We start from the raw sequence: 17,477 nt of genomic DNA, 5'->3' as shown, positions 1-17,477 counted from the left end.
CCGGCGGAATCCGCCGGCTTTTCTCATGGGCGAAGGTGATCAGGCCTGGCTGGCCAGCCACTTCACGTACTGGGCCACGCCGGTCTGCACGTCGGAGAACTGGTGATCGCAGCCGGCAGCGCGCAGCTTGCTCAGATCCGCCTGCGTGAAGCTCTGGTACTTGCCGCGCAGCGCGTCGGGGAAGGGGATGTATTCGATCAGGCCCCGGGCCGCCATCTCGGCCAGCGACAGGGCGGCTTCGCCCTTGAGCCCGCGCAGGGTGTTGACCACGCCCACGGCCACGTCATTGAAGGGCTGGGCCCGGCCGGAGCCGAGATTGAACACGCCGCTCTTGCCCGGGTGGTCAAAAAACCAGAGGTTGACGGCCACCACGTCGTCGACGAAGACGAAGTCGCGTTTCTGCTCACCCTGGGCGTAGCCGCCGTACTCACCGAAGAGCTTGACCTTGCCCTCGCTACGGAACTGGTTGAACTGGTGGAAGGCAACGCTGGCCATGCGGCCCTTGTGCTGCTCGCGCGGGCCGTAGACGTTGAAGTAACGGAAACCCGCGACCTGGATCTTTGCCTTCTCGAAGTTCGTGCCCAGTTCACGGCGCATGCGCTGGTCGAACAGCAGCTTGGAGTAGCCGTAGACGTTGAGCGGGGCCTCGAACTCGGGCACCTCGCGGAAGGTCTCGGAGTTACCGTAGGTGGCGGCGGAGGACGCGTAGAGCAGGCGGGTGCCGTCGCGCTGGCAGGCCTGGAACAACTCGCACGAGAGCGTGTAGTTGTTGTCCATCATGTACTTGCCGTCCTGCTCCATGGTGTCGCTGCAGGCGCCTTCGTGGAAGACGGCCTCGATCTTGCCGTAGTGGCCTTCCTCGAAGTTGGGATAGAAGTCGTCCAGGTCCACGTAGTCGGCGATCTTGAGGTCGGCGAAGTTGCGGAACTTGTCACCCTGGCTCAGGTCGTCGACAACGATGATGTCGTCGATGCCGCGCTCGTTCAGGCCCTTGACGATGTTGGCGCCGATAAACCCCGCCGCCCCGGTAACCACTACGCGTGTCATGTTTCAGTCCTCAGAATTTCATTGTGCGCCGAACAGCTCGGCGTAGCTGACGGTGGCCGTGCCGAACTTGCCCACGACGATGCCGCCGGCCTTGTTGGCCAGGGGCATGGCCTCGCGCAGCGGCAGGCCGGCGCCCACCAGGGCGGCCAGCGTGGCGATCACGGTGTCACCGGCGCCCGTGACGTCGAACACCTCGCGCGCCTGGGCGGCCACGCTGATCTCGCCCGCCGCGTCGTACAGCGTCATGCCTTCTTCGCTGCGCGTGAGCAGCAGGGCTGTGAGGCCCAGCGCCTCGCGCAGCTTGCGCGACTTGGCGCGCAGATCCTCTTCACTGCTCCATGGGCCCACCACCTGCTGCAGCTCGGCGCGGTTGGGGGTGATCACGGTGGCGCCGCTGTAGCGCGAGTAGTCCGAGCCCTTGGGGTCGATCAGCACCGGTTTGCCGGCGGCCTGTGCGTGCTCGATCATGTGGTGCACGTGGTCCAGGCCGCCCTTGCCGTAGTCGGAGAAGAGCACGGCGTCGTGCTGCGGCAGCAGCCTGATGAAGTCGGCCGTCTGCGAGGCCAGCACTTCGCCCTTGGGGCTGTTCTCGAAATCGAGGCGGATGAGCTGCTGCTGGCGGCCGATCACGCGCAGCTTGACGGTGGTCTGCAGGTCGGCGTCGCGGCCGAAGTGCGGGGTGATGCCGGTCTGGGCCACCAGCTTTTCCAGCGTGTGGCTGGCGTCGTCGTCGCCGACGACGGTGAGCAGCGTGGCCTGGGCGCCGAGCGAGACGACGTTGCTGGCCACGTTGGCCGCGCCGCCGATGCGCACTTCCTCGCGCGTGACGCGCACCACGGGCACCGGGGCCTCGGGGCTGATGCGATCGACCGCGCCGTACCAGTAGCGGTCGATCATGGCGTCGCCGACGACGAGGACGCGGGACTTGGCGAGTTGTTGTTGTGTGATCTTCATGTTGGTTCGAAGAAAAGCTTGTCGACGCATTACACCGCAGGCGTGAAGAAGCCCAACCAAGGGACGCCGCAGAACCGGCTGGGCCGGGCTGCTGGCGTCGCCCCCTGCAAGGGGGGTGGCGAAGCGACACGAAGTGCGCGTAGCCTGGGGGTGTTCATAGTTCTTCGACGCGGCGCGCGGGATAGCTGTCCCAGGTCTGGCAGCCTGGGCATTGCCAGAAATGCTGCTTGGCCTCGAAGCCGCAGGCGGCGCAGCGGTAGCGTGTGAGCGGCTTGACGGCATGGTCCAGCGCGCGCTGGACCTGGGGGTGGAACTGTTCGTGCTCCAGCTTTTCGCCGGCGATCCACTTGGCGGCGGCGACCAGCGAGGGCTCGCGCTCGAGGTGGTGCACGTACCAGTCGCGTGTGCTGGTGTTGCTGCTGCCGGCGGCGGCCTGCAGCGTCACCAGCGCCTCCAGCACGTCCAGCGAAGGCGTCTGTTCGTAGTTCTCCTGCAGCTTGGCCAGCACGGTCACGGTGCGGCCGCTGGCCACGGCGGCCTGCGCCAGCGGGGCGGCGATCAGCGGTGTGGCAGGCGGGCAGGCGGAGAGGGCTGCTTCCAGCGTGACGCAGGCCTGGGCGGCCTGGCCCTGCGCCATCTGCAGACGGGCCAGCTCGATGCGCGCGCGCGGGGCGCTGGGGGCGGTGTCAATGGCCTGCTGTAGCACCTCCTGCGCGGCGGCGACTTCACCGCGCGCCAGGTGGGCGGCAGCCTGCTCGCACAGGTAGTGGGCCAGGCGGCTGCTGAAGCTGCCGTGCTCGGCGTCGTCCAGCCGACGCGCAATTTCGGCGGCCAAGGACCAGTCGCGCGAGCGTTCGTAGTTGGCCAGGCGCGCGAGCCGGGCCTGGGCCTGGAAGGGGGTGCCTTCGAGCTTGATGAGGGCGTCTTCGGCGCGGTCCAGCAGGCCGGCCTTGAGGTAGTCCAGCGCCAGGGCGTGCTGGGCGCGCTGGCGATCGGCTTCGGACAGGTCACCGCGCGAGAGCAGGTGTTCGTGCACACGCACGGCGCGCTCGTATTCGCCGCGGCGGCGGAACAGGTTGCCCAGGGCGAAGTGCAGCTCCGAGGTGTCGGGGTCCTGCTGCACGGCTTCGATGAAGGCGTCGATGGCCTGGTCCTGCTGCTCGTTGAGCAGGAAGTTCAGGCCGCGGAAATAGGCCTTGGGGTTGCGCCGGTTCTCGATGCGCAGCTGGCGCAGGTCCAGGCGCGAGGCCAGCCAGCCCAGGATGAAGGCGGCGGGCAGGCCGAGCAGGATCCAGCTCAGATCAAGATTCATGGGGCGGTTGGATGGTGGTGAGGGCGAGTTCGCTGTCGGCAACGACCCGGCGGCGCAACTGCCGCGCGGCGCGGCGCTGCTTGAGCCAGCGCGGCAGCATGGCCAGCACGCCGGCAGCCAGGCCCAGGGCGAAGGCGGCCAGCACGACGAGCACCATCGGTGCGGTCCAGTCGTGGCCGAAGAAAAGGTGCACGCTGACGTCCTGCTGGTTGTTCAGGGCGAAGGCGAGCAGGGCAAAAAAAATGGCTGCCCGCAGTATCCACTTCAGCAGCCATGTCAGTTGTTTCATCAATGTCCCCCGGGTGAGGGCATTCTAGCGAGTAGCGCAGTCAACTTTTCGGGTCGTTCGCCTGCATTTCGCTGGTGCGCTGGTCCACCGCTTCGCGCAGGGCCTTGCCCGGCTTGAAGTGGGGGACGCGCTTTTCGGGAATGGCCACGCTTTCACCGCTACGGGGGTTGCGCCCCATGCGCGGCGGCCGGCGGTTGATGGAGAAGCTGCCGAAGCCGCGGATCTCGATGCGGTGCCCGCGCACCAGCGCATCGTTCATCGCGTCCAGGATGGCCTTGACCGCGAACTCGGCGTCGCGGTGGGTCAGCTGCCCGAAACGGGCGGCCAGTTCTTCAACCAGGTCGGAGCGGGTCATGTCAGGGTGACGTTCGCGTGTTTGGCAGGGGCACGCCGCCGCTCAGCAGCGGCGTGCCCCATGCACATCACTTCTCGGACGTGTCCAGCTTGGCGCGCAGCAGGGCGCCCAGGCTGGTGGTGCCGGCGCTTTCGCGAGCCGACTGCTGGTTCAGGTTGGCCATGGCACCCTGCTCGTCGGCCAGGTCCTTGGCCTTGATCGACAGCTGGATGTTGCGGGTCTTGCGATCCACGTTGACCACCACGGCGGTGACTTCGTCGCCTTCCTTCAGGACGTTGCGAGCGTCTTCCACGCGGTCACGCGAGATTTCGCTGGCGCGCAGGTAGCCCAGGATGTCCTGGCCCAGATCGATCTCGGCGCCACGGGCGTCGACGGTCTTGACCTTGCCGGTCACCGAGGAGCCCTTGTCGTTCACCGACACGAAGGTGGTGAAGGGGTCCTGGTCCAGCTGCTTGATGCCAAGGGAGATGCGCTCGCGGTCCACGTCCACGGCCAGCACGAGTGCTTCCACTTCCTGGCCCTTCTTGTAGTTGCGCACGGCGGCTTCGCCCGGCTCGTTCCAGGACAGGTCGGACAGGTGCACCAGGCCGTCGATGCCGGCAGCCAGGCCCACGAACACGCCGAAGTCGGTGATCGACTTGATCGGGCCCTTGACGCGGTCGCCGCGCTTGGTGTTCTGCGCGAACTCTTGCCACGGGTTGGCCTTGCACTGCTTCATGCCCAGGCTGATGCGGCGCTTGTCTTCGTCGATCTCGAGGACCATGACTTCGACTTCGTCACCCAGCGACACGATCTTGGACGGGGCCACGTTCTTGTTGGTCCAGTCCATTTCGGAGACGTGCACCAGACCTTCGATGCCCGGCTCGAGTTCCACGAACGCGCCGTAGTCGGCGATGTTGGTGATCTTGCCGAACAGGCGGGTGGCGGTGGGGTAGCGGCGCGAAACGCCCATCCACGGGTCGTCGCCCATCTGCTTCAGACCCAGGGAAACACGGTTCTTCTCGGTGTCGAACTTCAGGATCTTGGCGGTGATTTCCTGGCCAGCGGTCACCACTTCGGAGGGGTGACGCACACGGCGCCAGGCCATGTCGGTGATGTGCAGCAGGCCGTCGATGCCGCCCAGGTCCACGAAGGCACCGTATTCGGTGATGTTCTTGACCACGCCTTGAACGACAGAACCTTCCTTCAGGTTCTGCATCAGCTTGGCGCGCTCTTCGCCCATGGAGGCTTCCACCACGGCGCGGCGGCTCAGCACCACGTTGTTGCGCTTGCGGTCGAGCTTGATGACCTTGAATTCCAGGGTCTTGTTCTCGTAGGGGGTCAGGTCCTTGGTCGGACGGGTATCGACCAGCGAACCCGGCAGGAAGGCGCGGATGCCGTTGACCAGAACGGTCAGGCCGCCCTTGACCTTGCCACTGGTGGTGCCGGTGACGAATTCGCCGGTTTCCAGGGCCTTTTCCAGGCTCATCCAGGAAGCCAGACGCTTGGCGGTGTCGCGCGACAGGATGGTGTCGCCGTAGCCGTTTTCGATGGAGCCGATGGCCACCGACACGAAGTCGCCCACTTGGACTTCGAGCACGCCCTGGTCGTTCTTGAATTCCTCGATCGGCACGTAGGCTTCGGACTTGAGGCCGGCATTCACGACGACGAAGCCGTGTTCGAGACGAACGACTTCAGCGGTGATCACTTCGCCCGGACGCATTTCGGTGCGTGTCAGGGATTCTTCAAACAGGGCGGCAAAAGATTCAGACATGTAAGTTCCTAGACCATCTGGGCGTCCATGGCTTGAAGGCCATGGCGTGACAGCCGCACCATTGCGACTGGGGGGTAGCTTTCGACGGCGATTTTTGCGGATGATCCGCGGGGTTGCGTTGTTGAACCACTCGGCCGAAGCGCTTGCTGCGCGAGGGGAGCCGGGCGGGCCTCTGGGCCGATCAGACGGGTCCGAACGGCTGTTTGCCCTGCCACCAGTCCAGCACCAGATCCACCGACTCTTCAATCGACAGATCCGAGTTGTCCAGCAACCGGGCGTCCTGTGCCGGTTCGAGAGGTGCGACGCTGCGGGACATGTCCCGGGCATCACGCGCTTCCAGATCGGCACGAAGGGTTTCGATTGTAGTCGAAATTCCCTTTGAAATCAACTGCTTATGACGCCGTTCGGCGCGTTTGGCGGCGTTGGCGGTCAAAAACACCTTCAGGGGGGCGTCGGGGAAGATGACCGTGCCCATGTCGCGGCCGTCGGCCACCAGGCCGGGCAGGCGGGCAAAGCTGTGCTGCAGGGCCACCAGGGCGGTGCGCACGGCCGGCAGGGCCGAAACCCTGGAGGCGTTCATGCCGCCCTGCTCGCTGCGGATGATCTGGCTGACGTCTTCGCCGTCCAGGAGCACGTGCTCACCTTCGAAGCGCACCGGCAGGCGCCGGGCCAGGGCGGCGATGGCCACTTCGTTCTGCGGCTCCAGGGCCAGCCCGGCGCGCAGGGCGGCCTGTGCGGTCACGCGGTAGAGGGCGCCGGAATCCAGCAGGTGGTAGCCCAGGCGCGCGGCCAGACGCGCGGCCAGCGTGCCCTTGCCCGAAGCCGTGGGGCCGTCCACGCAGAGCACCGGCACGGCGCCGGTGGCCGGGGTGGTGACCGAGAACAGGGCTTCGAAGTAGTCGGGGAAGGTCTTGGCCACGCACTTGGGGTCCAGGATGCGCACCGGGATGCCGGCCGGGTTGAAGGCGGCTAGCGAGAAGCACATGGCGACGCGGTGGTCGTCGTAGGTATGGATGGCGGCCGCCTTCCAGCCCGAACGCACGAGCGGCGTGACGCGGATGTAGTCCGCACCCTCATCCACGGTGGCGCCTAGCTTGCGCAGCTCGGTGGCCATGGCGGCGATGCGGTCGGTCTCCTTGACGCGCCAGCTGGCGATATTGCGCAGGGTGCTGGGGCCGTCGGCGTAGAGTGCCATCACGGCCAGGGTCATGGCGGCGTCGGGGATGTGGTTGCAGTCCAGGTCGATGGCCTTCAGGGGCCAGCTGCCCCGGGAGATTTCGAGCCAGTTGGGGCCGCCCTTCACATGGGCGCCCATCTGGCGGGCGGCGTCGACGAATTTGATGTCGCCCTGGATCGAGCGCTCGCCCACGCCCTCGATGCGCACCGGCGTGGCCGCCTCGGCGGCGATGGCGCCCAGGGCGATGAAATAGCTGGCCGAGGAGGCGTCGGCTTCCACATGCAGGGTGCCCGGCGACTGGTAGCGGCTGCCGGCGGGGATCGTGAAGCGTTGCCAGCCCTCGCGGCGCACCTGGATGCCGTAACGCGCCAGCAGCTTGAGCGTGATCTCGATATAGGGTTTGGAGATCAACTCGCCGACGACCTCGATGACGATGTCGCGCCCAGTCGCCGGGCCGTCCCAAGACTGGGCAGCCCCCTCGGGGGGCAGCGAGGACACGTCCGTGCCGAGCGTGGGGGCCCGATTCATGGCGACCAGCGGCAGGGCCATCAGCAGGGCGGTCAGGAACTGGCTGGAAACGTCGCCGCGCACCTTGATCGGGGCGTCGAGCTTAAGGTTCGAGCGGCCGATGCGCAGCGGCGGGTAGCCGTTGTTGCCCAGGTAATCGATGGCGCAGCCCAGCGGGCGCAGCGCATCGACCAGGTCGCCTATGGGACGCTCGTGCATGCGCGGCACGCCCGAGAGTTCGAAGTCGCCACCCAGCACGGCCAGTGCTGCGGTCAGCGGGCGCATGGCGGTGCCGGCATTGCCCATGAAGAACTTCAGCGCAGTGGCGGGCAACTGGCCGTCCAGGCCGTCGATGACGACGGTGCTGCCGTCCTGCAACACGCCGCAACCCAGCTGGCGCAGGGCGGCCAGCATGACGCGGGTGTCGTCGGAATCGAGCAGGTCGTGCAGGGTGGTGCGGCCGCGGCACAGGGCCGAGAGCAGCAGCACGCGGTTGGAAATGCTCTTGGAGCCGGGCAACAGCACCCGGCCGTGCGCGCCGGTCAGCGGCGGCAGGTCGAGAAAGGCGGTGGAATACATCGGCGCGGAGGAGGACGTCTCAGCGGCGGTTCTTGTTCATGCTCCAGTTGGCGCGTGCCTGGCTGGCCTGGCTGATCAGCTCTTCGAGCGCGTCGGCGTTGCCATTGGAGATCATGAGTTCGAGCGCCTGCAGATTGCGCTGGAAGAGCTTGGACTGGGTCAGCAATTCTTCGCGGTTGGAGATCATGATGTCGCGCCACATGTGCGGGTCGCTGGCAGCGATGCGCGTGAAGTCGCGAAAACCCGGGCCGGCCAGGGACAGGAAGTCCTTGCCCTGGTTCTGGCCGGTGATGGAGTTCATCAGCGCGAAGGCGATCAGGTGGGGCAGGTGGCTCACCGAGGCAAAGGCCGCATCGTGCGACTCGGGCGTCATCTTGAGCACATTGCAGCCCAGGGCGGACCAGATGTCGATGGCCTGCTGCACCTGGGGGGCGTGGGTGCGCTCGATCGGGGTCAGGATGATCTGCTTGCCGGAGTACAGGTCGGGGTCGGCATGCTCGACGCCCGAGACTTCCTTGCCGGCGATGGGATGGGCCGGTACGAAAGAGCCGATCTGCTCACGCAGCGCGCGGCGTGCGGCATCGACCACGTCGCGTTTCGTCGAGCCGACGTCCATGATGAGCATCTGCGGCGTGACCAGGTGCTTGATGGCCTTGAAGGTGGCCTCGGTGGCCGAGACCGGCACGGCGATCAGCACGATGTCGGCGCCCGAGACGGCCAGCAGGGCCGAAGGGGCCTCGACGTCGATCACGCCCATGGCACGGGCGCGCTCGGTGGTGGAAGGCGACTTGCTGTAGCCGACCACGCGCTTGACCAGACCGGCGCGTTTGAGCGCCAGGGCAAAAGAACCGCCCATGAGGCCGCAACCGATCAGACCCAACTGTTCAAACATAAGACTCTCGCAGGGCCGTCTCTAGGGCTTGGCCTTGCAGGCCGCGCGGCTGCAGGACGCAGCCGCTCTTCGGCCCGTCCACGCCTGCGCAGGCAGGCGTGGAGCCGCGGGCTTCAGCCCCCTCGGGGGGCAGTGAATACACGTAGTGATGAACGTGGGGGTTCATTATTCAGATACCGGGTAGGTGCCAAGGACTTTGTAGAAGGCGCAGAGGGCCTGCAACTCCTGCAAAGCGGCGACGACATGGGGCTGCGAGGTATGGCCTTGAATGTCGATGTAGAAATAGTATTCCCATTGGCCGGAGCGCGCCGGACGCGACTCGAAGCGCGTCATGGACACGCCGTGCTTCTTCAGGGGCACCAGCAGGTCGTGCACCGCACCCGGGCGGTTGGGGACCGAGACGATGAGGCTCACGCAGTCCTTGCCCGAGGCTTCCGGCGTGGGCAGGGTCTGCGGCAGGCAGACCACGGCAAAACGGGTGCGGTTGTAGGCGTCGTCCTGAATGGCATGGGCCACCACGTGCAGGCCGAACTCGCTGCCTGCGCGCTCGCTGGCGATACCGGCCCAGGCCGGGTTGGTGGAGGCCAGGCGTGCGCCTTCCGCATTGCTGGCCGCGGCGTGGCGCTCGGCGTGCGGCAGGTGGGCGTTGAGCCAGTGCTGGCACTGGGCCAGGGCCTGCGGATGGGCGTAGACGGCGGTGATGCCTTCGAGGGAGTCGGACAGGCGCAGCAGGTTGTGGCGCACCAGCAGGCTGGTCTCGCCGATCACGTGCAGGGGCGAGGCGAGGAAGAGGTCGAGCGAACGCGAGACCATGCCCTCGGTGGAGTTCTCCATGGGGACCACGCCGAACTGTGCGGCACCCGCGGCGGTGGCGCGGAAGACTTCGTCGATGCTGCCGCAGGGCATGCGTTCGATGCTGGAGCCGAAGAACTGCTCGGCGGCCTGTTCGCTGAAGGTGCCGGCCGGGCCAAGGTAGGCCACGCGCTGCGGTGCCTCCAGGGCACGGCAGGCCGACATGATCTCGCGCCAGATGGTGGCCACGCTGTCACGTTTGAGCGGCCCGGGGTTGCCGGCCTGCAGGCCGGTGATGACCTGGGTTTCGCGTTCGGGGCGAAAGACGGGCGAGCCTTCGTCCTTCTTGATCTCGCCCACTTCATGGGCCAGGGCGGCGCGCCGGTTCAGCAGGGCGAGCAGCTCCTGGTCCAGGGTGTCGATCTGGGTGCGCAGTTCGGGCAGGGTCTTGGCCATCTTAGATTCGTTGTGCATTGCACTCGGTCGTAGCCATGCCCGGGACCCGTGCGCAGGCATCCGCGGAACCGGCTTGGCCGGGCCGCTGGGTGCGCCCCCCCGTGGGGGGGAGGCGCCGAAGGCGCTTCGGGGGGGTCATGATTTTCTTTCGAATTCTCGCATGTACTCGACCAGGGTCTGCACCCCCTCGAGCGGCATGGCGTTGTAGATGCTGGCGCGCATGCCGCCGACCGACTTGTGACCCTTGAGCTGCAGCAGGCCGGCGGCCCTGGCGCCGGCGAGGAAGGCGTCGTTGCGCGATTCGTCGCGCAGGAAGAAGGGCACGTTCATGCGGGAGCGGCAGTCTTTCGCCACCCGGTTCACGTAGAACTGCGAGCGGTCGATCGCCTCGTACAGCAGCCGGGCCTTGGCGATGTTGCGCGCCTCCATGGCCGGCACGCCACCCAGCTTTTTCAGCCACTGGAAGATCAGGCCGGCCATGTAGATGGCGTAGGTCGGCGGGGTGTTGAACATGGACTCGTTGTCGGCCACGGTCTGGTAGTCGAAGGCGCTGGGGCAGGCGGCTTGGGCGTGGCCCAGCAGGTCTTCACGCACGATGACCAGGGTCAGGCCGGCCGGGCCGATGTTTTTCTGCGCGCCGCCGAAGGCCAGGCCCACGCGCGACCAGTCCACCGGGCGCGAGGCGACCTGGGAGGAGAAGTCGATCACCAGCGGCGCTTTCGAGCCCAGCGCCTTCAGGTCGGGCAGTTCGTGGAATTCGACGCCGTGGATGGTCTCATTCGAACAGATGTGCACGTAGCTGGCGCCCGGACTCAACTGCCAGCTGGACGGGGCGGGCAGCCGGGTGTAGCTGTTGGCCTCGTCGGTGGCCGCCACGTTCACCTTGCAGTATTTGCGCGCTTCCTTGATGGACTTCTCGCTCCAGGTGCCGGTCAGCACGAAATCGACCGTGCCGCCGCGCGAGAGGTTGAGCGGGACGATGGCGTTTTCCGCCAGGCCGCCGCCTTGCATGAAGAGGATGTGAAAATTCTTCGGCACCGCCAGCAACTCACGCAGGTCGGCCTGCGCCTGTTCGTAGATGCTGATGAATTCCTTGCCGCGGTGGCTCATCTCCATCACGCCCATGCCGCTGCCGTGCCAGTCCAGCATTTCGCTGGCGGCCTGCTGCAGCACCTCGGGCGCGATGGTGGCCGGGCCGGCCGAGAAGTTGTACGGGCGCTGCATCAGCTGGCGTCTTCTGCGTCGCCGGTCTCGCCCTCGGCACCTTCGGCGCCATTCGCGTCGTTTTCCACGATGCGCTGCAGGCCGCTGAGTTTGGCGCCTTCGTCCATGCCGATCAGGGTCACGCCCTGGGTGGCGCGGCCGAGTTCGCGGATTTCGGAAACGCGGGTGCGCACCAGCACGCCCTTGTCGGTGATCAGCATGATCTCGTCATCGGCATGCACCAGGGTGGCGGCGACGACCTTGCCGTTGCGTTCGCTCTGCTGGATGGCGATCATGCCCTTGGTGCCGCGGCCGTGGCGCGTGTACTCGGTGATGCTGGTGCGCTTGCCGTAGCCGTTCTCGGTGGCGGTCAGCACGCTTTGCTGTTCGTCCTCTGCTACCAGCATGGCGATCACGCCCTGGCCGTCGTCCAGCATCATGCCGCGCACACCGCGGGCCGCACGGCCCATGGGGCGCACGTCGTTCTCGTCAAAACGCACGGCCTTGCCGCCGTCGCTGAAGAGCATCACGTCGTGCTGTCCGTCGGTGAGCGCTGCGCCGATCAGGAAGTCGCCCGGGTCCAGGTCGACGGCGATGATGCCGGCCTTGCGCGGATTGGAGAATTCGTCCAGCGAGGTCTTCTTGACCGTGCCCATGGAGGTGGCCATGAAGACATAGTGATCAGCCGGGAAGCTGCGGTTGTCACCGGTCAGCGGCAGCACCACATTGATCTTCTCGCCCTCTTGCAGCGGGAACATGTTGACGATGGGGCGACCGCGCGAGCCGCGCGAGCCGGCGGGCACTTCCCAGACCTTGAGCCAGTACAGGCGCCCGCGGTTGGAGAAGCACAGGATGTAGTCGTGCGTGTTGGCGATGAAGAGCTGGTCGATCCAGTCGTCTTCCTTGGTGGCGGTGGCCTGCTTGCCGCGGCCACCGCGCTTCTGGGCGCGGTACTCGGACAGGGGCTGGCTCTTGATGTAGCCGGCGTGGCTGAGTGTCACCACCATGTCGGTCGGCGTGATCAGGTCTTCGGTGGCCAGGTCCTGGGCGTTGTGCTCGACCTGGCTGCGGCGTGCGCCCGCCTTGTTCTGGCCGAACTCCTGCTTGATGGCGCCCAGTTCCTCGCCGATGATGATCGCCACGCGCTCGGGCTTGGCCAGGATGTCGAGGAAGTCCTCGATCTCGGCCATGACGTCCTTGTACTCGGCCACGATCTTGTCCTGCTCCAGGCCGGTCAGGCGCTGCAGGCGCATCTGCAGGATTTCCTGCGCTTGCGTGTCGGACAGGCGGTACAGGCCATCGTTGCCCATGCCGTAGTTCTTTTCCAGGCCTTCGGGGCGGTAGTCGTCGGCATTGACCACGCCGCCGTCGGCTCGGGTGCGGGTGAGCATCTCGCGCACCAGCTTGCTGTCCCAGGGCCTGGCCATCAGCTCGGCCTTGGCCACCGGCGGGGTGGGGGCGTTGCGGATGATGGCGATGAAGTCGTCGATGTTGGCCAGCGCCACGGCCAGGCCTTCGAGCACATGGCCGCGCTCGCGCGCCTTGCGCAGGTTGAAGACCGTGCGGCGGCTCACCACTTCGCGGCGGTGGTCCAGGAAGACCTCGATCAGGTCCTTCAGGTTGCACAGCTTGGGCTGGCCGTTGATCAGGGCCACCATGTTCATGCCGAAGGTGTCCTGCAGCTGGGTCTGCTTGTACAGGTTGTTGAGCACCACCTCGGGCACTTCGCCGCGCTTGAGTTCGATCACCACACGCATGCCGGACTTGTCGGACTCGTCCTGGATGTGGCTGATGCCGTCGATCTTCTTCTCGTGCACCAGCTCGGCGATGCGCTCGAGCAGGGTCTTCTTGTTGACCTGGTAGGGCAGCTCGTCGACGATGATGGACTGGCGCTGGCCCTTGTCGATGTCCTCGAAGTGGCATCTGGCGCGCATCACCACGCGGCCGCGGCCGGTGCGGTAGCCGTCCTTGACGCCCTGCATGCCGTAGATGATGCCGGCGGTGGGGAAGTCGGGCGCCGGCACGATCTCCATCAGCTCGTCGATGGAGGCCTGCGGGTTGCGCAGCAGGTGCAGGCAGGCGTCGACCACCTCGTTGAGGTTGTGCGGCGGGATGTTGGTGGCCATGCCCACGGCAATGCCACCGGAGCCGTTGACCAGCAGATTGGGCAGCTTGCTGGGCAGGACCAACGGCTCTTTCTCGGAGCCGTCGTAGTTGGGGCCGAAGTCCACCGTCTCCTTGTCCAGGTCGGCGATCATCTCGTGGGCGATCTTGGCCAGACGGATTTCGGTGTAGCGCATGGCGGCGGCGCTGTCGCCGTCCACCGAGCCGAAGTTGCCCTGGCCGTCCACCAGCATGTGGCGCATGGAGAAGTCCTGAGCCATGCGAACGATGGTGTCGTAGACCGACTGGTCACCGTGCGGGTGGTATTTGCCGATGACGTCGCCGACGATACGCGCCGATTTCTTGTAGGCGCGGTTCCAGTCGTTGTTGAGTTCGTGCATCGCGTAGAGCACGCGCCGGTGCACCGGCTTGAGACCATCGCGGGCATCGGGCAGGGCCCGCCCGACGATCACGCTCATGGCGTAATCCAGGTAGCTGCGACGCATCTCCTCTTCGAGGCTGACGGGCAGGGTTTCCTTGGCGAATTGGGTCATGGGAGAGATGAACTCGGGCGTGGGCAATCCACGATTCTAAAGTGCCGGCCATGTGGCATGCCTGCAACAGACCGTCGGCAAGCCCAGCAGGCATGCGCCTGCGTCGCGTCGCTCCGGTTGACCACCGGGTTTGATATGGCACAATGCATCAGACCGTCGGGTGGCGCTCATAACAAGTGAATGCCTTCCATTTAACCGCCGTGCCGCTCTGGCCCCAATCCGTTAGAGGAGAACCATGAAAAAACTGAATTCCGTGGCAGCCCTGTTTGCTGCAGTCGCACTGGTGATGGCCGGTTGTGCTTCCACCCCCGAACCCGAGCCGGCACCGAAGGCTGCCCCGGCTGCTCCGGCACCCGCTCCGGCCCCTGCTCCCGCACCCGCTCCGGCAGCTGCTCCGAAGCCCGCTGCTCCGCCGCCCGCCGCTGCCGTCAAGGTGACCTATGCCGCCGACACCTTCTTCGACTTCGACAAGTCGGTGATCAAGGCTGACGCCAAGGCCAAGCTGGATGATCTGGCCGAGAAGGTCAAGGGCATCAATCTGGAAGTCATCATCGCCGTGGGTCACGCCGACTCCATCGGTACCGATGAGTACAACCAGAAGCTGTCCGTGCGTCGCGCCGAAGCCGTGAAGGCCTACCTGACCTCCAAGGGCATCGACAAGAACCGCGTGTATACCGAAGGCAAGGGCGAGAAGCAGCCCGTGGCTGACAACCGCACGACCGAAGGCCGCGCGAAGAACCGTCGCGTGGAAATCGAAGTCGTCGGCACCCGCGCCAACAAGTAATCTTCTGATCGCCTGAGACAAACCCCGCTTCGGCGGGGTTTGTCGTTTGTGTCTCCGGCCGCTGCTTCGCTGCGCGAAGTTGGCCTGCGACGCAATCCGTTGCACGGATTTTGGCGAAGGGTTTCTGAGCTGTCGGATAATCAAGGCATGACGACCACCGTGAATGCCGATCCGGCCGAATTGGCCAAGTTTTCCGAGCTGGCCCACCGCTGGTGGGACCCTGAAAGCGAATTCCGTCCCCTGCACCAGATCAATCCCCTGCGCCTGGACTGGATCAACGGCCTGGCGCCGCTGGCTGGCCGGCAAGTGCTCGATATCGGCTGTGGAGGCGGCATCCTGTCCGACTCGATGGCGCGCAAGGGCGCCCAGGTCACCGGCATAGACCTGTCGACCAAGGCGCTCAAGGTGGCCCAGCTGCATGCGCTGGAGGCCGGCACGCCCAATGTGAACTACCGCGAGATCAGTGCCGAGGCGCTGGCGAGCGAAAAGCCGGCCAGTTTCGATGTGGTGACCTGCATGGAGATGCTGGAGCATGTGCCGGACCCGGCGTCCGTGGTCCAGGCCTGCGCCACGCTGGTCAAGCCCGGTGGCTGGGTGTTCTTCTCCACCATCAACCGCAATCCCAAGTCCTTCCTGTTCGCCATCGTCGGGGCCGAGTACATCCTCAAGCTGCTGCCGCGTGGCACGCACGAGTATGCCAAGATGATCCGCCCCAGCGAACTGGCGCGTTACTGCCGCCAGGCCAGCCTGGAACTGGGGCCCACGCGCGGCATGGAATACAACCCGCTGACCCGGCGCTACTGGCTCAGTGCCGACACCAGCGTCAACTACCTGCTGGCCACGCGCAAGCCTGGACTGTGATGAGGTCTTTTGCCGGTATCGAGGCCGTCCTGTTCGACCTGGACGGTACCCTGATCGATAGCGCCCCCGACCTGGGGGCCGCTGCCGACCAGATGCGTACCACCCGCGGCCTTCCGCCCCTGCCCCTGGAGCAGTACCGACCCATGGCGGGCGCGGGCGCGCGCGGCATGATCGGCGTGGCCTTCGGCCTGACGCCGGACGCACCGGGCTACAACGAGCTGCGCGAGGAGTTCATGGCCAACTATGAGCGCTGCATGACGGTACGCACTTACGCCTTTGCTGGCGTGGCCGAGCTGATCGAGGCGCTGCTGCAAAGAGAACTGGCCTGGGGTGTGGTGACCAACAAGATCGAGCGCTTTGCCCTGCCGCTGACGGGCGCCATGCCCCTGTTTGCCAGTGCACGGGCCATCATTGGCGGTGATACCACGCCCCATCCCAAACCGCACCCGGAGCCCCTGTTCGAGGCTGCGCGCCGCCTGAACCTGGATCCGCAGCGTTGCCTCTACGTGGGCGACGATGAACGCGACATCGTGGCGGGCCTGGCGGCCGGCATGGGCACGGTGGCCGCCACCTACGGCTACCTGGGCCAGAAGTCCGACGTGGCCAGCTGGGGCGCCCACGCCTTGATTAATTCTCCGATCGAGCTCTTGCAATTGCTGGGACAGGCCTAAAATGGAGGTCTTGGGGCTGCATTGGTTTCGACGTGGGTTCGGACGCGATGTGGTGCATGTCGAGCTGAATGTGCTCGTAAAACTGATTCAAAAAACCTAACTGCAAACGACGAACGTTTCGCACTCGCTGCTTAATTGCCAGTGAGCTTTACAACAGCAGGCCGATGGGCTGGGCAAGGGGGCGCAAGCCTCCCGGCTGTAAAGATAATTTCATCGGCTGGTCCGGGGCTGGGTACCTTAGCAACGGACGAGAAAATAGGGTGCTGGCGGCTGGCATAGCGTGCGACTGCGCGATGTCAGTGGCGAGATCCAAATCAGACCGCTAAACATGTAGATCTGCTCGAACAAGGCTTGCGGACGGGGGTTCAAATCCCCCCAGCTCCACCAAACACAAAACCCCGGCCGGTAACGGTCGGGGTTTTTTCATGTCCGGCCCTGGCGGCCGGTCGCTCAACGGCCTTCGGTGAGTTCGCCAGACCGGCTGTCCAGCGGGGCGACGAAGGAGTCGTGCTTCCAGGTGGTGGAGAGTTGGCTCTCGTAGGCGTCGTGGCTATGCGGGTCGGCGGACATCAGGGCTTCCAGTCGCGCGAAGTCGCTGGCAGTCGGCTGGTTGTTGCGCTGTCGGATCAGCGCCGCCTTGAGGTTGGCGCGCGTCTGGTTGAACTCGGTCTCGGTGCGAACGCGCTCCAGTTCCTCTTTCATCACGGCCTGCTCACCGAGGAAGGCGGCGCGGATCGTGCTGACGCTGGGCAGGTGCTCGGGATCGACCACCCAGTAGCGGACGTTGCATTGGGAGAGCAGCGTGTGCTTGAGGGTCTGGTTGCTCAGCGACAGGCCTTGCGGACCCGGTACATCGACACAGCCGACCACCTGGCCATCGCTATTGCAGACGGTGAAGGTGCAATAGACGCCACCGAGGATCTGGAACCAGTGCTGGCCTTCTTCGCGGACCTGAGGCATGGTGAATCGCGTGACCGGCAGCTTGACCATGACGTGATGGTCCTGGAAGGCGCGCAGCATCCAGCGCCAGACGAGCCGTTCCCGGCTGTTCACCATGGCGCGCACGGCGAGAGGCCATTTGCGCGGGATGCGCCGTTTGGCCTGCTCCTGCTTTTTCAGGCGCGCGGCATAGGCGTACGCACCCAGTGCGCCGCTCGCAGCCATCAGTCCTGCGACTATCATCCACCC

General features: G+C 65.8%; 15 protein-coding genes and 1 other RNA gene. 4 read left to right on the top strand and 12 right to left on the bottom strand.

The annotated features are described in order from the left end of the window. Positions 1 to 39: 39 nt before the first annotated feature. The 11 genes from rfaD to gyrA form a co-directional block, all read right to left on the bottom strand. Positions 40 to 1,047, bottom strand: a complete 1,008-nt coding sequence (gene rfaD, locus AC1RRP_RS05155; RefSeq protein WP_493033913.1) for an ADP-glyceromanno-heptose 6-epimerase — start codon at positions 1,045 to 1,047, stop codon at positions 40 to 42. A gap of 18 nt (positions 1,048 to 1,065) precedes the next feature. Next, a complete protein-coding gene (gene rfaE1 / locus AC1RRP_RS05150; RefSeq protein WP_493033911.1) occupies positions 1,066 to 2,001 on the bottom strand; it encodes a D-glycero-beta-D-manno-heptose-7-phosphate kinase in 936 nt (311 codons plus the stop codon). A gap of 154 nt (positions 2,002 to 2,155) precedes the next feature. Then, positions 2,156 to 3,313 (bottom strand): lipopolysaccharide assembly protein LapB, encoded by a 1,158-nt coding sequence (gene lapB / locus AC1RRP_RS05145; RefSeq protein WP_493033909.1) that lies wholly within the window; start codon positions 3,311 to 3,313, stop codon positions 2,156 to 2,158. After that, positions 3,303 to 3,602, bottom strand: coding sequence for a lipopolysaccharide assembly protein LapA domain-containing protein (locus tag AC1RRP_RS05140; protein ID WP_493033907.1), 300 nt, complete (start codon positions 3,600 to 3,602; stop codon positions 3,303 to 3,305). The genes lapB and AC1RRP_RS05140 overlap by 11 nt, the downstream gene beginning before the upstream one ends. Positions 3,603 to 3,642: 40 nt before the next feature. After that, entirely contained in the window at positions 3,643 to 3,957 is a 315-nt protein-coding gene (locus tag AC1RRP_RS05135; protein ID WP_493033905.1) for an integration host factor subunit beta, read from the bottom strand. Between the two features lie 67 nt (positions 3,958 to 4,024). Beyond that, positions 4,025 to 5,710 carry a 30S ribosomal protein S1 gene (gene rpsA / locus AC1RRP_RS05130; RefSeq protein WP_493033903.1) on the bottom strand — a complete coding sequence of 562 codons (1,686 nt, stop codon included), beginning with the start codon at positions 5,708 to 5,710 and terminating at the stop codon, positions 4,025 to 4,027. Between the two features lie 181 nt (positions 5,711 to 5,891). Then, positions 5,892 to 7,973: a bifunctional 3-phosphoshikimate 1-carboxyvinyltransferase/cytidylate kinase gene (locus AC1RRP_RS05125; RefSeq protein WP_493033901.1), complete on the bottom strand. Its 2,082-nt coding sequence runs from the start codon at positions 7,971 to 7,973 to the stop codon at positions 5,892 to 5,894. 19 nt (positions 7,974 to 7,992) lie between these two features. Further along, complete coding sequence (locus AC1RRP_RS05120) at positions 7,993 to 8,865, bottom strand: prephenate dehydrogenase (RefSeq protein WP_493033899.1); 873 nt, start codon at positions 8,863 to 8,865, stop codon at positions 7,993 to 7,995. Between the two features lie 165 nt (positions 8,866 to 9,030). Continuing rightward, a complete protein-coding gene (pheA, locus tag AC1RRP_RS05115) occupies positions 9,031 to 10,113 on the bottom strand; it encodes a prephenate dehydratase (protein ID WP_493034179.1) in 1,083 nt (360 codons plus the stop codon). A gap of 135 nt (positions 10,114 to 10,248) precedes the next feature. Then, positions 10,249 to 11,337 (bottom strand): 3-phosphoserine/phosphohydroxythreonine transaminase, encoded by a 1,089-nt coding sequence (gene serC / locus AC1RRP_RS05110; RefSeq protein ID WP_493033897.1) that lies wholly within the window; start codon positions 11,335 to 11,337, stop codon positions 10,249 to 10,251. Next, positions 11,337 to 13,973, bottom strand: a complete 2,637-nt coding sequence (gyrA, locus tag AC1RRP_RS05105; RefSeq protein WP_493033895.1) for a DNA gyrase subunit A — start codon at positions 13,971 to 13,973, stop codon at positions 11,337 to 11,339. The genes serC and gyrA overlap by 1 nt, the downstream gene beginning before the upstream one ends. A 235-nt stretch (positions 13,974 to 14,208) precedes the next feature. Between gyrA and ompA the strand changes: the two genes are divergently transcribed. The 4 genes from ompA to ssrA all read left to right on the top strand — a co-directional run bounded on the left by ompA (position 14,209) and on the right by ssrA (position 16,676). Then, positions 14,209 to 14,757, top strand: a complete 549-nt coding sequence (gene ompA, locus AC1RRP_RS05100) for an outer membrane protein OmpA (protein WP_493033893.1) — start codon at positions 14,209 to 14,211, stop codon at positions 14,755 to 14,757. A gap of 147 nt (positions 14,758 to 14,904) precedes the next feature. Further along, positions 14,905 to 15,618, top strand: a complete 714-nt coding sequence (ubiG, locus tag AC1RRP_RS05095; protein ID WP_493033891.1) for a bifunctional 2-polyprenyl-6-hydroxyphenol methylase/3-demethylubiquinol 3-O-methyltransferase UbiG — start codon at positions 14,905 to 14,907, stop codon at positions 15,616 to 15,618. Further along, positions 15,618 to 16,289 carry an HAD-IA family hydrolase gene (locus AC1RRP_RS05090; RefSeq protein WP_493033889.1) on the top strand — a complete coding sequence of 224 codons (672 nt, stop codon included), beginning with the start codon at positions 15,618 to 15,620 and terminating at the stop codon, positions 16,287 to 16,289. Before ubiG ends, AC1RRP_RS05090 begins: the two co-directional genes overlap by 1 nt. Before the next feature lie 12 nt (positions 16,290 to 16,301). Beyond that, positions 16,302 to 16,676: a transfer-messenger RNA gene (ssrA, locus tag AC1RRP_RS05085) on the top strand. A 63-nt stretch (positions 16,677 to 16,739) separates the two neighbouring features. Here the strand turns inward: ssrA and AC1RRP_RS05080 are convergent. Continuing rightward, entirely contained in the window at positions 16,740 to 17,471 is a 732-nt protein-coding gene (locus AC1RRP_RS05080) for a hypothetical protein (RefSeq protein ID WP_493033887.1), read from the bottom strand. Between the last annotated feature and the right edge of the window lie 6 nt (positions 17,472 to 17,477).

Source organism: Hylemonella sp. GW821-FHT12C09 (genome assembly GCF_058807395.1).
The sequence above is the reverse complement of the archived record's forward strand: the minus strand, read 5'-3'. Positions and strand labels throughout refer to the sequence as shown.

Bases quoted from the DNA above. Each gene is read 5' to 3' on its own strand.
- rfaD (WP_493033913.1), bottom strand. From the start codon at position 1,047: ATGACACGCGTAGTGGTTACCGGGGCGGCGGGGTTTATCGGCGCCAAC.
- rfaE1 (WP_493033911.1), bottom strand. From the start codon at position 2,001: ATGAAGATCACACAACAACAACTCGCCAAGTCCCGCGTCCTCGTCGTC.
- lapB (WP_493033909.1), bottom strand. From the start codon at position 3,313: ATGAATCTTGATCTGAGCTGGATCCTGCTCGGCCTGCCCGCCGCCTTC.
- AC1RRP_RS05140 (WP_493033907.1), bottom strand. From the start codon at position 3,602: ATGAAACAACTGACATGGCTGCTGAAGTGGATACTGCGGGCAGCCATT.
- AC1RRP_RS05135 (WP_493033905.1), bottom strand. From the start codon at position 3,957: ATGACCCGCTCCGACCTGGTTGAAGAACTGGCCGCCCGTTTCGGGCAG.
- rpsA (WP_493033903.1), bottom strand. From the start codon at position 5,710: ATGTCTGAATCTTTTGCCGCCCTGTTTGAAGAATCCCTGACACGCACC.
- AC1RRP_RS05125 (WP_493033901.1), bottom strand. From the start codon at position 7,973: ATGTATTCCACCGCCTTTCTCGACCTGCCGCCGCTGACCGGCGCGCAC.
- AC1RRP_RS05120 (WP_493033899.1), bottom strand. From the start codon at position 8,865: ATGTTTGAACAGTTGGGTCTGATCGGTTGCGGCCTCATGGGCGGTTCT.
- pheA (WP_493034179.1), bottom strand. From the start codon at position 10,113: ATGGCCAAGACCCTGCCCGAACTGCGCACCCAGATCGACACCCTGGAC.
- serC (WP_493033897.1), bottom strand. From the start codon at position 11,337: ATGCAGCGCCCGTACAACTTCTCGGCCGGCCCGGCCACCATCGCGCCC.
- gyrA (WP_493033895.1), bottom strand. From the start codon at position 13,973: ATGACCCAATTCGCCAAGGAAACCCTGCCCGTCAGCCTCGAAGAGGAG.
- ompA (WP_493033893.1), top strand. From the start codon at position 14,209: ATGAAAAAACTGAATTCCGTGGCAGCCCTGTTTGCTGCAGTCGCACTG.
- ubiG (WP_493033891.1), top strand. From the start codon at position 14,905: ATGACGACCACCGTGAATGCCGATCCGGCCGAATTGGCCAAGTTTTCC.
- AC1RRP_RS05090 (WP_493033889.1), top strand. From the start codon at position 15,618: ATGAGGTCTTTTGCCGGTATCGAGGCCGTCCTGTTCGACCTGGACGGT.
- AC1RRP_RS05080 (WP_493033887.1), bottom strand. From the start codon at position 17,471: ATGATAGTCGCAGGACTGATGGCTGCGAGCGGCGCACTGGGTGCGTAC.